Origin of the sequence: Rhodococcus sp. Eu-32, assembly GCF_003336925.1 — a bacterium.
Classification (GTDB): Bacteria; Actinomycetota; Actinomycetes; order Mycobacteriales; family Mycobacteriaceae; genus Rhodococcoides; species Rhodococcoides kyotonensis_B.
Genome location: NZ_QGNK01000007.1, coordinates 241,375 through 253,914 on the forward strand (window position 1 = coordinate 241,375; position 12,540 = coordinate 253,914).

Below are 12,540 nucleotides of genomic sequence, written 5' to 3' on the forward strand. Positions count from 1 at the left end.
GTCACTCCGCGGGCTCGCGCCCACGTGGGGCGAAGGCACCGCGGAGATCGGGGTGATATACCTGGGTGATGAAGGTTACAGGCAAGGTTGCCGTCGTCACGGGTGGAGGCGGTGGAATCGGGGGAGCCCTCGCCGAACGGCTGGCCGCAGAAGGCGCCCGTGTCATCGTGTCCGATATCGATCCGACTGCCGCGTCGAACGTCGTCGCGCGCATCGACGAGACGACCCCCGGCGTCGCGGTCTCCCTGGGTGGCGACGCGTCGAAGACCGAGGACATCACCGCGCTCATCGCGCTGGCCGAGGACACCTACGGGCCCGTCGACCTCTATTTCGCCAACGCCGGGATCAGCGGCGCGCCCGGCCTCGACGCGAGCGAAGCCGAGTGGGATCTGTCCTTCGACGTCAACGTGCGCGCTCATATCAGGGCCGCGCAGTTGCTCGTGCCGAAATGGTTGGAACGTGGTGAGGGTTACTTCGTCAGCACCGCGTCGGCAGCCGGGCTTCTGACTCAAATCGGTTCTGCCACATACTCGACGACGAAACACGCCGCGGTGGGATTCTCCGAATGGCTGAATGTCACGTACGGCGATCAGGGTATTCGCGTCAGCTGCCTGTGCCCGATGGGCGTCAACACGAAGCTGCTGTACGAGGGCAAGGATTCGGGCGACGCTCTGGGCGTCGCCGCGACCAATGCTGTGTTGTCCGCCGGCGAAGTGCTCGAGCCGTCCGACGTCGCCGAGATCGTGCTCGCTGCGATGGGCGCCGAACAGTTCTTGATCCTGCCGCACACCGACGTGCTCGAGATGTACCGCCGTAAGGGAGCCGACTACGACAGGTGGCTGCACGGTATGCGGCGATACCAGAAGACATTGATGGGCCGGACCAACTGAGGGGATCTCACGTGTCGTTCTTCGAAAGAACCGATCGCGCAAAGAAATACGAATCCGATCTGCTCGAGTTCATGGACTCGCACATCTATCCGGCCGAGGCGGTCTACGAGGAACAGATGCGTGAGGCGGGTGACCCGCACGCGCAGCCGCAGATTCTCGAGGACCTGAAGGTCGAAGCGCGACGCCGTGGTCTGTGGAACCTCTTCCATCCACACCCCGAGTGGGGGCCCGGTCTGACCAACCTCGAATACGCGCCGCTCGCCGAGATCATGGGACGCAGTCTGTTGGCGCCCGAAGCGTGCAACTGCAACGCTCCCGACACCGGCAACATGGAAGTCTTCACCTTGTTCGGCAGCGACGAGCACAAGGAGAAGTACCTGAAGCCGTTGCTGGACGGCACTATTCGGTCCGCGTTCGCGATGACGGAACCCGACGTCGCCAGTTCCGACGCCACCAACATCGAGATGAGCATGGTGCTCGACGGTGACGACTACATTCTCAACGGTCGAAAGTGGTTCGCGTCCAACGCGATGCACAAGAATTGTCGCGTCCTCATCGTCATGGGCAAGACCGACCCCGACGCCGCGACGCACCGGCAACAGTCGATGCTCGTGGTTCCCATCGACGCGCCGGGCGTGACCGTCGTCCGCAATCTCCCCGTCTTCGGCTACGTGGACCGCGAGGGTCACGCCGAAATCCTGTTCGAGGACGTGCGGGTGCCGTCGAAAGACGTCTTGAAAGGCCCGGGCGAGGGGTTCGCGATCAGCCAGGCTCGGCTCGGACCAGGCCGCATCCACCACGCGATGCGCACCATCGGTGTCGCCGAGCGTGCGCTGGAGCTGATGTGCCGAAGGGCGTCGTCGCGCGTCACGTTCGGCAAGCCCGTCGCGGCGCGCGCCAACATTCAGGACTGGATCGCCGAGGCGCGCATCGACATCGAGAAGACGCGGTTGCTGACGCTGAAGGCCGCGCATCTCATGGACACCGTCGGCAACAAGGAAGCGCGCACGGAGATCGCGGCCATAAAGGTCGCAGCGCCGGAAATGGCGCTCACCATCATCGATCGGGCCATCCAGGTGCACGGCGGCGGCGGCGTCTCGAACGATTTCCCGCTGGCCATGATGTACGCCCACGTGCGTACGCTCCGGCTTGCCGACGGGCCGGACGAGGTGCACAAGCGCGCGATCGCGAAGATGGAGCTGAAGAAGTACATGCAAGGCTAGGCTGTGCTAACTTCCTCGGCATGAAACGCATCCTTTCGCGGATCGTGCTTGCCGGTGTTGTCGTCGCGGGCCTGGTGGCCTGCAGTAGCGCGAGTCAGGACGAGGCGTCGACCGACACGAGGACGGTCACCGTCGAGCACGTCGCGGGGTCGACGACCATCGAGGGCACGCCCGAACGCATCGTGGCGCTCGGGCAGCAATGGGTCGACGCGTTGGCCGAATTCGACGTCACACCCGTCGGCTACGTCTCGGCAGGTTCCCAGGGCGACGACCGCAAGCTGTTTCCGTGGCAGACCGGCCTCGCCGAGGATGCGACGATGCTCGACTCGTCGACGGTGGACACGCTCGACGCCACCCCACCGACCGAGGAGATCGCCGCACTGGCACCGGACCTGATTCTGGTGTCCGGCATCGCGTCCCCGGATCCGTTCGAGGGTTTGAATCAGCTCGCGCCGACGGTATTCCCCGAGGCTGCAACGGTCGACAGCTGGCAGTGGCAGATCGAAACTTTGGGCAGGATTCTCGATCGCGAGGACGACGCGGCGGCAATCGTCGCCGAGGGACAGGACTTCACGAACGGCATCGCCGAGCAGTACCCGGGGCTCGACGGCAAGACCGCCGTCCTGGCTCAGTACATCGTCGCCACGCAGCAGGCCGTCGCGGTCGTGAACCCCGACGACGGTGCTGCGAAGGTCTTCTCCAGCATCGGGATGAGCGTTCCCGCCGATCTCGCTGCATCGCCCGATGTCACGGGTGGTCGCATCGTCTTCAGTCCCGAACGGATCAACGAGCTGACCGCCGACCTCGTCGTCATGCTGCCCAACGGCGGCACCGCGGCGGATCTCGAAGCGCTCCCCGGGTTCGACACTCTGCCTGCGGTGGCCGGTGGCGGTCTAGCGGTGCAGGACTACGCGACGGTCGTCGGGTTCAATCTGCCGTCCAAGGCGTCGATCGAGTATTCGCTCGACAGGATTCGTCCGCAGTTGGAGGCGGTAGGTGGATGACGCCGCACGTGCGCGCGAATGTACTGTGCCTTCGGGTCGTTCCGCAGGCTTCACTCCCGGCCTCCATACATTCGCGCGCACGTGCGCCGAAGGCGCGTTACTGTGGCCCTCATGCGCACATGGCGACAGCGTTACCGCACGTCAGCACCGCTTCCGGCCTCGCCGGCGAAGATCGTCGTGGTGGGAGGCGGGTTCGGAGGCTTCTATGCTCTCCGAACTCTGCAGAAACTCCTCGAACCCGAACGGGCGACGCTGACCCTCGTCGCGCCCAACGACTATCTGCTCTACAGCCCACTCCTGCCCGAGGTGGCGACGGGTGTGCTCGACCCCCGCGACATCGCCGTCTCCCTGAGACAGACGCTTCGCCGCACGAAAACCGTGCTGGGGCACGTCGGTTCCGTGGACTTCGACGGCCGACGGCTCAGCGTGAAGGGCCGCGAGTCCGAGACTGAATTGGAGTGGGACAAGCTGATTCTCGCGCCAGGATCGGTGACGCGGCAGTTCGACATCCCCGGCGTCGCCGAGAACGCGCACGGGCTCAAGACTCTCAGTGAAGCCACGTTCATCCGCAACCACGTTCTGGCGCAGCTCGACGCGGCCGACACACTCCCGGACACGCCCGCCGGTCGCGCCGAGCGCGTGGAACGACTCACCGTCGTCGCCGTCGGAGCCGGCTACACCGGCACGGAATTCGTTGCGCAGATGCAGAATTGGATCAAAGGCATCGCAACGCGGTGGGCGAGTATCGATCCCGACGACGTGCGCTGGCTGCTTGTCGACGTCGCGCCCGCCGTCCTTCCCGAACTGGGCGAGCAACTCGGCAAGGAGGCGATGGACGTACTGGCCGAGCGCGGCGTCGAGGTCCGGTTGGAAGTATCCGTCGAGTCGGCGACGGAGACCACTGTCACGCTCACCGACGGGACCGTCGTTCCGTCGCGCACGCTCGTATGGGGTGCCGGTGTCGCGCCGAGTCCGCTGATCGCGAAGCTCGGGTTGCCGACCGAGAAGGGTCGCCTCGTCGTCGAACCCGACCTGTCCGTGCCCGGCCACCCGGGTGTCTGGGCGCTCGGCGACGCGGCCGCGGTGCCCAACCTGGCCGCCGACCCGTCGGCACCCACGCCGCCGACGGCCCAGCATGCGCAACGCCAAGGCGTCAGAGCGGCGCGCAATGTCGCGGCGAGCCTCGGAGTCGGACAGGCGAAGCCGTACGTCCACAAGGATCTCGGTCTCGTCGCCGATCTCGGTGGTTTCGACGGCGTCGCAAAGCCTTTGGGGGTGCAGCTGAAGGGGCCGGTCGCGAAGTTCGTGGCGCGTGGCTATCACCTCTACGCCTTGCCCACGGCAGCTGCACGCGTACGGGTTGCGACGGATTGGCTGTATGCGTCGATCCTGCCGACGCGTGTCGTCAATCTGGATCAGGTGCGGTCGGAGGATGCGTTGATCGCGAAAGCACAAGGGTCGTGAGTGGGAATGCGTAGCCCGCTGCGCATTCCCACTCACGAGCGGCGAAGCCGCCTACCGAAGGTGATGTACTTCCTGCAGCCCGTAGACCGGGGTGTCGATTCCCTCGTACCGCGCCTTGATCTGCAACGCCAGGTACAGCGAGTAGTGCCGCGACTGGTGCAGATTGCCGCCGTGGAACCATAGGTTCTCCTGCTGGGTCGGCTTCCACATGTTGCGCTGCTCGCCCTCCCACGGACCCGGGTCCTTGGTGGTGTCGGAGCCGAGGCCCCAGCACTTGCCGACCTTGTCCGCGGTCTCCTGGTCGATCAGATCCGCAACCCATCCGTTCATCGAGCCGTAGCCGGTCGCGTAGACGACGACGTCCGCCTCGAGCTCGGTGCCGTCGGAGAGAACGACCGCGTTCTTCGTGAGGTGATCGACCTGTCCGGCAACCAGTTTGATCTTCCCGTCCGCGACGAGTTCCGATGCGCCGACGTCGATGTAGTAGCCCGATCCGCGACGCAGATACTTCATGAACAGTCCGGATCCGTCGTCGCCGAAGTCGTGTTGGAACCCTGCCTTCTCGAGCCGATCGTAGAAGTCCTTGTCCTGCTCGGCGATCTTCTGGTACACGGGGATCTGGAATTCGTGCATGATCCGGTACGGCAGCGACGCGAACGTCAGATCCGCTTTGCCGGTCGTCATTCCGGATTCGACGGCGCGCTCGGAATACAGGTCGCCCAAGGCGATTTCGCACAGCGAATCGGACTTGACGATGTGCGTCGACGACCGCTGCAGCATCGTCACGTCGACGCCCGTCTCGTACAGGGCTTTGCAGATGTCGTGCGCGGAATTGTTCGAGCCGACCACGACGACCTTCTTGCCGACATACGCGTCGGGACCCGGGTGTTCGCTCGAATGGTGTTGTTCCCCTTCGAAGATGTCCATACCCGGGAAGTTCGGGACGTTCTTCTTGCCGGACATTCCCGTCGCCATCACGAGCTGCTTCGGCTTCAGGACGACTTCCTCGCCGTCACGATCGACGACGACGGTCCACTCCTTCGCCTTCTCGTCGTACGTCGCGGACTTGGCCGTGGTTCGGCTCCAGTACGGAACCTCCATGACCTTCGTGTACATCTCGAGCCAGTCGCCGATCTTGTCCTTCGGCGCGAACACCGGCCAGTTCGACGGGAACGGCAGGTAGGGCAGGTGGTCGTACCACACCGGGTCGTGCAGGCAGAGCGACTTGTAGCGTCCGCGCCACTGATCTCCCGGCCGGTTGCCGCGGTCGACGACGATGGCGGGCACCCCGAGCTGACGGAACCTCGCACCGAGAGCGATGCCGCCCTGACCGCCGCCGACGATCAGCGCGTACGGCTGGACGGTGTAGCCCAGTTCCTTCTCCTCGATCTCCTTCTTCTCCGCCCAGTTCTGGGTGTCGGCGTTCGATCCGTGCACCGCGCCCTTGATGCGCGTCCTGCCCTGACGCTCCTCGTGGCCTTTCAACTCCTGCATGGTCGTCAGGAGAGTCCAGCCTTCGTCGCCCTTCAGGCGCAGGTGACCCTTTCCGCGGCTCGTGGCGGTCTCGAACTCGATCCACGCCGATGTGACGCCGTCGGCTTCCTCCGGAGTTTCCGTCGTCCGGAAGCCGGTGGGGTCCGTGTCGTGCAGACGCTCGCCGAGCATGTCGGCGATTTCGTCTCGGCCTTCGACCGTCTTGATGTTCCAGGTGAACGCGACCAGATCACGCCAGAAGCTGTCGACAGCGAACTTGCCGGCCGCCCGCTCGATGTCGCGGGCAGCCAGCGCAGCTTCGAAATCCGCCAACCAGGCGTCGACGCGTTCCTGTGGGGTCAAGGCGAGAACCGGCGGTTCGATGGTCTGGGTCATGGAAGACTCCCTCGTTCGTGTCCGTGTGCTGTGATCCAGCACACTCCTCGAATCAGGAGCCGTCGAGAGTTGCAGCGGGTTGCACGTGACTCGCGTCACTGGGCGTCGCCTGAACGAACCGACGGATCGCCGACGCCAACTTCTCCGGCTGGTCCTCGCCCAGTAGCGTGCGCGAGTTGTCGATGATCTCGAGACGGCTGTCCGGGAAGTCGTCGGCGAATCGTTCCGCGTGCTGCACCGGGAAGAACTTGTCGTCCGACGCCCACGCCACCAGGACGGGCTGGAGGACGTCGCTGAATTTCTCGGCGGCGTCGAGTGTGTCCTGCTTGTCCACCGTGCGCAGGAACTTCACCACGTCCCGTCGAGTGGTGCGGCTCAGCACCGGCGTGAAGTAATGATCGACCACCTCGTCGGCCATTCGCCGACGCGTCAGCCAGCCGTACCCGATCGGCGACCGACCCAGGAGACGCCGGAGGGCAGGAGCGCGCATCATGACGGCGAGTACCTCGAACGTCGCAGGCACCCGGGCCAGCCAGCAGAGGTAGGCAAACATGCGCGGCGGGTAATTCTCGTACGCGTCGCACGGGGTCAGGACGACTCGGCTGATGCGATCCGGGTGGCGAGTGATCACCAACTGCGTCAGCATGCCGCCACCGTCGTTGCCGACGATCGTGACGTCGTGCAGATCGAGGCGCTCGATGACCTCGGCGACGATCGCTGCCAGACCCTTTGCCGACAGATCGGCATCCGCACCCATCGTGACGTCGTGGCTGCCGAACGGCCAGTCGGCGCTGATGCAGCGATAGTCGTCGGCGAGCGCAGGCACCACTTTCCGCCATACGCCGGCGTTGGTGAACAGCCCGTGCACGAAGACGATGGGCTTGCCGCTTCCCCGCTCGTACACGCGCACTGCCCCGCCGTCGACTTCTACTGTTCTCGGCGTGCCTAGTTCGGAGACATCCATGATTTCCCTCCCCAATGCTCTTCCCCCGTCAGGGGCTTGGTGCAAGCATTGCGGGCATGCATGCCGACGCGCTTCCGGAAACGTGCTGTTCCGAGGTTCATTCCGCAGCGACGCTGTGGCTGTGGGCAGGGCAGGCCGTGTATCTCGGGCCGTCGCTGACTTTGGATTTCCACGCGGGCTCGGTGCTGTGCTTCGCCGTCGGTGTCGACGCGCCGTTCACGTTGCGCGACGGGCGATCCGGTGACTGGACGGTGCGCAGCGCAACCGTCGGGCCTAGAACGACGCACAAAATCGAGTCACACGGTAGGCGAATGTTGTTCGGGTACTTCGATCCTGGGGCCTCGCGTGCCACGACAATCATCGGCCGAATGACGGTTCGGCACGACGGCATCGGACTGACGCACGACGCAGAATCGGACCTCCTACGGCTCGCGAACATCGAAGACCCCGATCCCCGCGAGATCCTGTCGTGCGTGAGCGGGGCCGAATCACGATGTGTAGACGAACGAATCGTCGACGCGATGGCCCGGCTCCGGGACAAGCCGGGAGCGATGATCGCCGCGCCCGACCTCGCTGCCGCCGTCAATCTGTCGACGTCGCGTTTCCTGCATCTGTTCTCGGCCGAGACCGGTACCAGCTTTCGCCGGTACCGGCTCTGGGCTCGGATGTTGCACGTCGGCGCGGCGGTGGCCGACGGCAATGACCTGACGACGGCCTCTGCCGAAGCAGGATTCGCGTCGCCGTCGCATTTCAGCGACTCGTTCCGGACGATGTTCGGATTGTCTGCGGCATCGTTACTGGCGAACGGCGCCCGCGTCGTCGTGGTCGATCGTTAGTCCGGCGCGCCGAGATTCAACTCGTCAGGATGCGCGCCGACGCGTACTCCGTCGTCGAGCGTCGCGATCTCGCTCAGATCCTCGTCGGTCAGTTCGAAGTCGAAGACGTCGATGTTCTGCGAAATACGTTCGTCGTGAACGGATTTCGGGATCACGATCAAGCCGTTCTGCAGGTGCCAGCGAATCAACACCTGCGCGGCCGATTTTCCGTGTCGCTCACCGATGCGCGTGATCACGTCGTCGGTCAGAAGCGTGTTGGGCTTCGACGCGTTTCCCCACCCCGAGTTGCTGGTGCCGCCGAGTGGGCTCCAGGATTCGACGGCGATGTCGTGCTGCCCTGCCAGATCGCGGATGGCCTGCTGGGTGAGGTGCGGATGCAACTCGACTTGGTCGACGGCCGGGAGCTGTCCGCCGCGATCGATGAGCATCTGCAGATGGCGTGGCTCGAAGTTGCACACGCCGATGGCCTTCGCTCGACCGGAGTCGGCGATCTTCTCCAGCGCATCCCACGTGCGGAGAAGTCGGTCGTCGTTCTGCAGGGGCCAGTGGATGAGATACAGGTCGACGTAGTCCAGGCCCAGCTTTCCGAGGCTGACGTCGAACGCCGCCAAGGCAGGCTCGTATCCCTGGTCCGCATTCCACAGTTTGGTGGTGACGAAGATGTCCTCGCGCGGCACGGACGAGGTGCTGATTCCGCGGCCGACCGCTTCCTCGTTGCCGTACGCGGCCGCGGTGTCGATGTGGCGATACCCGGCCTCGTCCAGCGCGTACCGAACGGCATGCTCGGTTTCGGCGTCGGCGGCCTGCCATACGCCGAGGCCGAGCTGCGGGATCGTGGTTCCGGAGTTCAGTGTCAGATTCGGAGTGCTCACCTCACCCAGGCTAGAGCGTCTTTGGCATCATCGTCGGTGTGACTGTGCAACTCGTGGCCACCGATCTCGACGGCACACTTCTCACCTCCGAACGGACGGTGTCGACGCGTACCGCCGATGCGATGGCCGCGGCCAGGGCGTCGGGAATCGAGATCGTGTGGGCGACGGCCCGCGCGAGGCACTCCATCCACGAACTCGCCGGGGCGTGCGGCTTCACCGGGAAAGCGATCGGCGCCAACGGTGCGGTCGTTCTCGATCTGTCCGACGGCACCCCGGTCATTTCCGGTACGACGGCCATCGACGCCTCGGCCGTCGAAGCCGCGATGACCCGAGTTCGCGAGCTCGTGCCCGGCGTCGTGTTCGCGACGGTCGGGCCGACGGCGTTCGTGGCCGAACACGGGTACGCAGCATTGTGCGTGTTCGCCGACCATCATCGGCACCCGCACGAAATGATGGTCTCCGCAACGGTTCTGGAGGAGGAACCGACGGTCAAGATCGTCGCGCGTCACCCCGAACTGTCGAGCGTCGACCTGTATCGCACGGTCCTGAGTGCCGAGGTAGGCGGCGTCGAGCTGACTCATTCGGGCGCGCCGTACATCGAGATGTCGGCGGCGGGTGTGTCCAAGGCGAGTGCGCTCTCGCGATTGTGCACCGAACTGGGTATCGACCGTGAGTCCGTCGCCGCCGTCGGCGACGCCTTCAACGACCTCCCGATGCTCGAATGGGCGGGAACTCCACTCACGACGGCCAATGCCATGCCCGAGATCAAGAACGTGGCGCATCGTGTGCTGGAATCGAACGACGACGACGGCGTCGCACTCTATCTCGAGGAACTCGTGCGTTTGCGCGCGTGAAACCCTGTGTTGCAACCAAATTCGTGGAACGGCGAGGAGACCACCGCATGACCGAGGTAGACGGCAACGGATCCGGCGGCATGACCGTCGCGCAATATCTGTCGGTGAACGGGATCGCCGTCACCCCGTCGGACAGCGTGCTCGCGGCGACGCTGGGAATAGCCGCGTCGGCTCCCGCGGGGTGGCAGGCAGCACCGGTGGGCCAGTTCCCGGGAGCGACCGAGGTGCTCGTCGAACCAGGCTTGGTCGAGAACGGTTTCGCGCCGAATGCCGTCCTCCTCGTCGGCAAGCTCTCCGAACCGGTCGATGCTCAGGCGCTGTTGGAGTGCAGTTTCACCGACGCTCGCGTGATGCCGGGGTGGGTCGAGTTGGAGGCGCAGGCCGATAACCTCGGACCGTGGCCTGCACGCTTCATCCGCGGGTCGTTCGCTGCCGAGCAACTGGAACTGGTCGTGACGACGAGATACGCCGTCGTCGGCGTCGAGGAGCAGTTTCTCGTGCAGTTGACGGTGACGGTTCTGGCCGACCAGATCGACAAGCTGGCATTCGACATCGACGCGATCAACAGCGGGCTCTTCACCGACATCTCGTGACGCCGTGGCTTGTCGCCCGACGCCGCTAGTGTCGGGTGCATGCCGAATCGCAGCGGACGAGCGCGGCACCTGTGGGTGGTGCCGGACCTTCCCGACGACTCATCGAGTCGTTCGACGGTGGCCGAGTTGGCAGGCCCCGCTGCCAGAACCGGCCGGCCGCTGCGGGACGCGCAGTTCGTCCTGCGGGTGACTCTGCGCGACGGCGAGCCTGCCGTGTGGCGCCGAATTCGCGTGCGGTCGGACCTGCTGCTGCCGGAACTGCACACGGTTCTGCAGACGGCGATGGGGTGGTCCGGCCGTCGTACACACTGCTTCTCCGGACACCCCATGGTCGACGACGACGCCGCACACGGGCACCTGCGTATCGACGCGCTGCTGGCTGAGGTCGGGGCGTCGCTCGACTACACCTACGACGCGCGTGGCGGACAGGTCCACACCGTCGAACTCGAGGACATCGTCTTTCACGTCGACGACCCTCGATCCCGTTGTCTCGACGGTCGGAACGTGTGCCTGCCCGAGGATCGCGACGACAGCGTCGATGTCGCTGCCTTCGACCGCGGTGCCGTCGACCTCCGCATGCGCGCGCTCAGCATGTCGCGGTCCGTCGACACGGAGAGCGCGGCCGAGTCGCCCCTGGTTGCGAGACTGCTGCGCAGGTTGCGATCGACCGACGTTCCGCAGCTGGCCGCGTTGCTGCCTCGCTGTGAGTTGACCATCGAGAGTTCCGTCGACATCCCACTCGCGGAGATCGCGATGTCGAAACTCGCCTGGTTCCTCCACCGCGTCGGCGAGCGAGGCGTCGAACTCACCGGGGCAGGCTATCTGCCTCCGTCGCTGGTCGAGGCCATTCGCGACGAGCTGGACTGGGGAATCGGCTGGCATGGAACGAGCTTGCGAGAGGTCGATCATCACCAGGTGACGGACCTTCGCGACGCAGCGAGGAGTCTGGGGCTGGTACGCGTCCTGAAAGGCACGTTGGTGAGAACGAAAGCCGGCACCCACCTGGCCGACGACCATGTCGGGCTCTGGCAGCACTGCGTAGCTCGGTTGCCGATCGGCAGGGAGGCGCAGGAGAAGGACGCAGGCACGCTGTTCCTGATAGCCCTCGCATCGTCGGCGTCGGCGCAGCATCGGGACGAGCTGGCCACCCATGCGATGGCTGCGCTGGGATGGGCGATGGACGCACGTATCGCCGGACAGAGAACGGTCGCGTTCCTCGACCTGATCGGCGCGCACGGACCGATGTACTACTTGGGGCGAACGGACGTGGACGCGCCGCAGTGGGCTCGTAGGTTCGCGCGCGACGCGCTCAGGTCGTCGACGCGGTAGGGCGGGGTCGGTAGTTTCGGGGCGTCTCGACCGTGCCCGACGGCTTCTCCTCGCGACATACAGCCTCTGACCAGGCGATTTGGAGTTCTGCGACTCGTCGCGTAACTTTTGTCGAGTCAGAGCGACACGGACACCGACTCCGAGCCGAGAGGCCGGAGACAACGAGGTTGTACGGAGTGCCTGGCATGGTGTGTCCCCCAAGAGTCGGAAGTTTGCTTCCGAGACCAAGCTGGGATAGGCTGGAACAGTTGCCCTTGATGCTGGCAGGCGTGAGTCTGTGGGTGGATGGTGTGCGCGTGTTCTTTGAGAACTCAACAGTGTGTCGATGAATGTCAGTGCCGAATGTTTTTGGCGCTCATGCCTTGCGGGGTGTGGGTGTGACGTCTTCTTGCTTCATTCTTCCCGTCTGGGGTGAGGGGACATTTTGTTTTGCTAGTTGAGTTTTTTGCTAGTGATTTGGCTCTTTGGTTTTTGAACTGATTCGCGATCCTTCTTTGTGGAGGGTTGTTGTTTCTAGAGTCTTTTACGGAGAGTTTGATCCTGGCTCAGGACGAACGCTGGCGGCGTGCTTAACACATGCAAGTCGAGCGGTAAGGCCTTTCGGGGTACACGAGCGGCGAACGGGTGAGTAACACGTGGGTG

11 protein-coding genes and 1 rRNA gene are annotated in these 12,540 nt (G+C 64.7%); 9 read left to right on the forward strand and 3 right to left on the reverse strand.

The genetic code is table 11. The features are described 5' to 3' along the window. Positions 1 to 68 precede the first annotated feature (68 nt). The 4 genes from DK926_RS11405 (at position 69) to DK926_RS11420 (ending at position 4,581) form a co-directional block, all read left to right on the forward strand. Complete coding sequence (locus DK926_RS11405; RefSeq protein ID WP_114330483.1) at positions 69 to 890, forward strand: SDR family NAD(P)-dependent oxidoreductase; 822 nt, start codon at positions 69 to 71, stop codon at positions 888 to 890. Between the two features lie 11 nt (positions 891 to 901). After that, entirely contained in the window at positions 902 to 2,113 is a 1,212-nt protein-coding gene (locus DK926_RS11410; protein ID WP_068426528.1) for an acyl-CoA dehydrogenase family protein, read from the forward strand. 20 nt (positions 2,114 to 2,133) lie between these two features. After that, the gene (locus DK926_RS11415; RefSeq protein WP_114330484.1) at positions 2,134 to 3,117 is read left to right on the forward strand and encodes an ABC transporter substrate-binding protein; all 984 of its coding nucleotides are present in this window, start codon (positions 2,134 to 2,136) and stop codon (positions 3,115 to 3,117) included. 111 nt (positions 3,118 to 3,228) lie between these two features. Beyond that, positions 3,229 to 4,581: an NAD(P)/FAD-dependent oxidoreductase gene (locus tag DK926_RS11420; RefSeq protein ID WP_114330485.1), complete on the forward strand. Its 1,353-nt coding sequence runs from the start codon at positions 3,229 to 3,231 to the stop codon at positions 4,579 to 4,581. 51 nt (positions 4,582 to 4,632) lie between these two features. On the opposite strand, the gene DK926_RS11425 is transcribed toward DK926_RS11420, so the two are convergent. Together DK926_RS11425 and DK926_RS11430 are read right to left on the reverse strand one after the other, a co-directional pair. Next, entirely contained in the window at positions 4,633 to 6,450 is a 1,818-nt protein-coding gene (locus DK926_RS11425) for an NAD(P)/FAD-dependent oxidoreductase (RefSeq protein WP_114330486.1), read from the reverse strand. Between the two features lie 52 nt (positions 6,451 to 6,502). Next, positions 6,503 to 7,414 carry an alpha/beta hydrolase gene (locus tag DK926_RS11430; protein WP_114330487.1) on the reverse strand — a complete coding sequence of 304 codons (912 nt, stop codon included), beginning with the start codon at positions 7,412 to 7,414 and terminating at the stop codon, positions 6,503 to 6,505. A 56-nt stretch (positions 7,415 to 7,470) separates the two neighbouring features. On the opposite strand from DK926_RS11430, the gene DK926_RS11435 reads away from it, so the two are divergent. Continuing rightward, positions 7,471 to 8,250 (forward strand): AraC family transcriptional regulator, encoded by a 780-nt coding sequence (locus tag DK926_RS11435; RefSeq protein ID WP_243636751.1) that lies wholly within the window; start codon positions 7,471 to 7,473, stop codon positions 8,248 to 8,250. On the opposite strand, the gene DK926_RS11440 is transcribed toward DK926_RS11435, so the two are convergent. Next, a complete protein-coding gene (locus DK926_RS11440) occupies positions 8,247 to 9,122 on the reverse strand; it encodes an aldo/keto reductase (RefSeq protein ID WP_114330489.1) in 876 nt (291 codons plus the stop codon). The two genes, DK926_RS11435 and DK926_RS11440, sit on opposite strands and share 4 nt — an antisense overlap. A 38-nt stretch (positions 9,123 to 9,160) precedes the next feature. Between DK926_RS11440 and DK926_RS11445 the strand changes: the two genes are divergently transcribed. From DK926_RS11445 to DK926_RS11460, 4 genes are all read left to right on the forward strand, one after another. After that, positions 9,161 to 9,976 (forward strand): HAD family hydrolase, encoded by an 816-nt coding sequence (locus tag DK926_RS11445; protein WP_243636752.1) that lies wholly within the window; start codon positions 9,161 to 9,163, stop codon positions 9,974 to 9,976. Between the two features lie 47 nt (positions 9,977 to 10,023). Beyond that, entirely contained in the window at positions 10,024 to 10,569 is a 546-nt protein-coding gene (locus tag DK926_RS11450) for an LpqN/LpqT family lipoprotein (protein ID WP_114330491.1), read from the forward strand. A 39-nt stretch (positions 10,570 to 10,608) separates the two neighbouring features. After that, entirely contained in the window at positions 10,609 to 11,898 is a 1,290-nt protein-coding gene (locus DK926_RS11455) for a plasmid pRiA4b ORF-3 family protein (RefSeq protein ID WP_114330492.1), read from the forward strand. Between the two features lie 522 nt (positions 11,899 to 12,420). Next, positions 12,421 to 12,540 (forward strand): 16S ribosomal RNA (locus DK926_RS11460); the annotation flags it as partial.

Excerpts from the sequence above, each read along its gene's own strand:
- DK926_RS11450 (WP_114330491.1), top strand. The coding sequence starts at position 10,024 with ATGACCGAGGTAGACGGCAACGGATCCGGCGGCATGACCGTCGCGCAA.
- DK926_RS11435 (WP_243636751.1), top strand. The coding sequence starts at position 7,471 with ATGCATGCCGACGCGCTTCCGGAAACGTGCTGTTCCGAGGTTCATTCC.
- DK926_RS11430 (WP_114330487.1), bottom strand. The coding sequence starts at position 7,414 with ATGGATGTCTCCGAACTAGGCACGCCGAGAACAGTAGAAGTCGACGGC.
- DK926_RS11415 (WP_114330484.1), top strand. The coding sequence starts at position 2,134 with ATGAAACGCATCCTTTCGCGGATCGTGCTTGCCGGTGTTGTCGTCGCG.
- DK926_RS11420 (WP_114330485.1), top strand. The coding sequence starts at position 3,229 with ATGCGCACATGGCGACAGCGTTACCGCACGTCAGCACCGCTTCCGGCC.
- DK926_RS11405 (WP_114330483.1), top strand. The coding sequence starts at position 69 with ATGAAGGTTACAGGCAAGGTTGCCGTCGTCACGGGTGGAGGCGGTGGA.
- DK926_RS11425 (WP_114330486.1), bottom strand. The coding sequence starts at position 6,450 with ATGACCCAGACCATCGAACCGCCGGTTCTCGCCTTGACCCCACAGGAA.
- DK926_RS11455 (WP_114330492.1), top strand. The coding sequence starts at position 10,609 with ATGCCGAATCGCAGCGGACGAGCGCGGCACCTGTGGGTGGTGCCGGAC.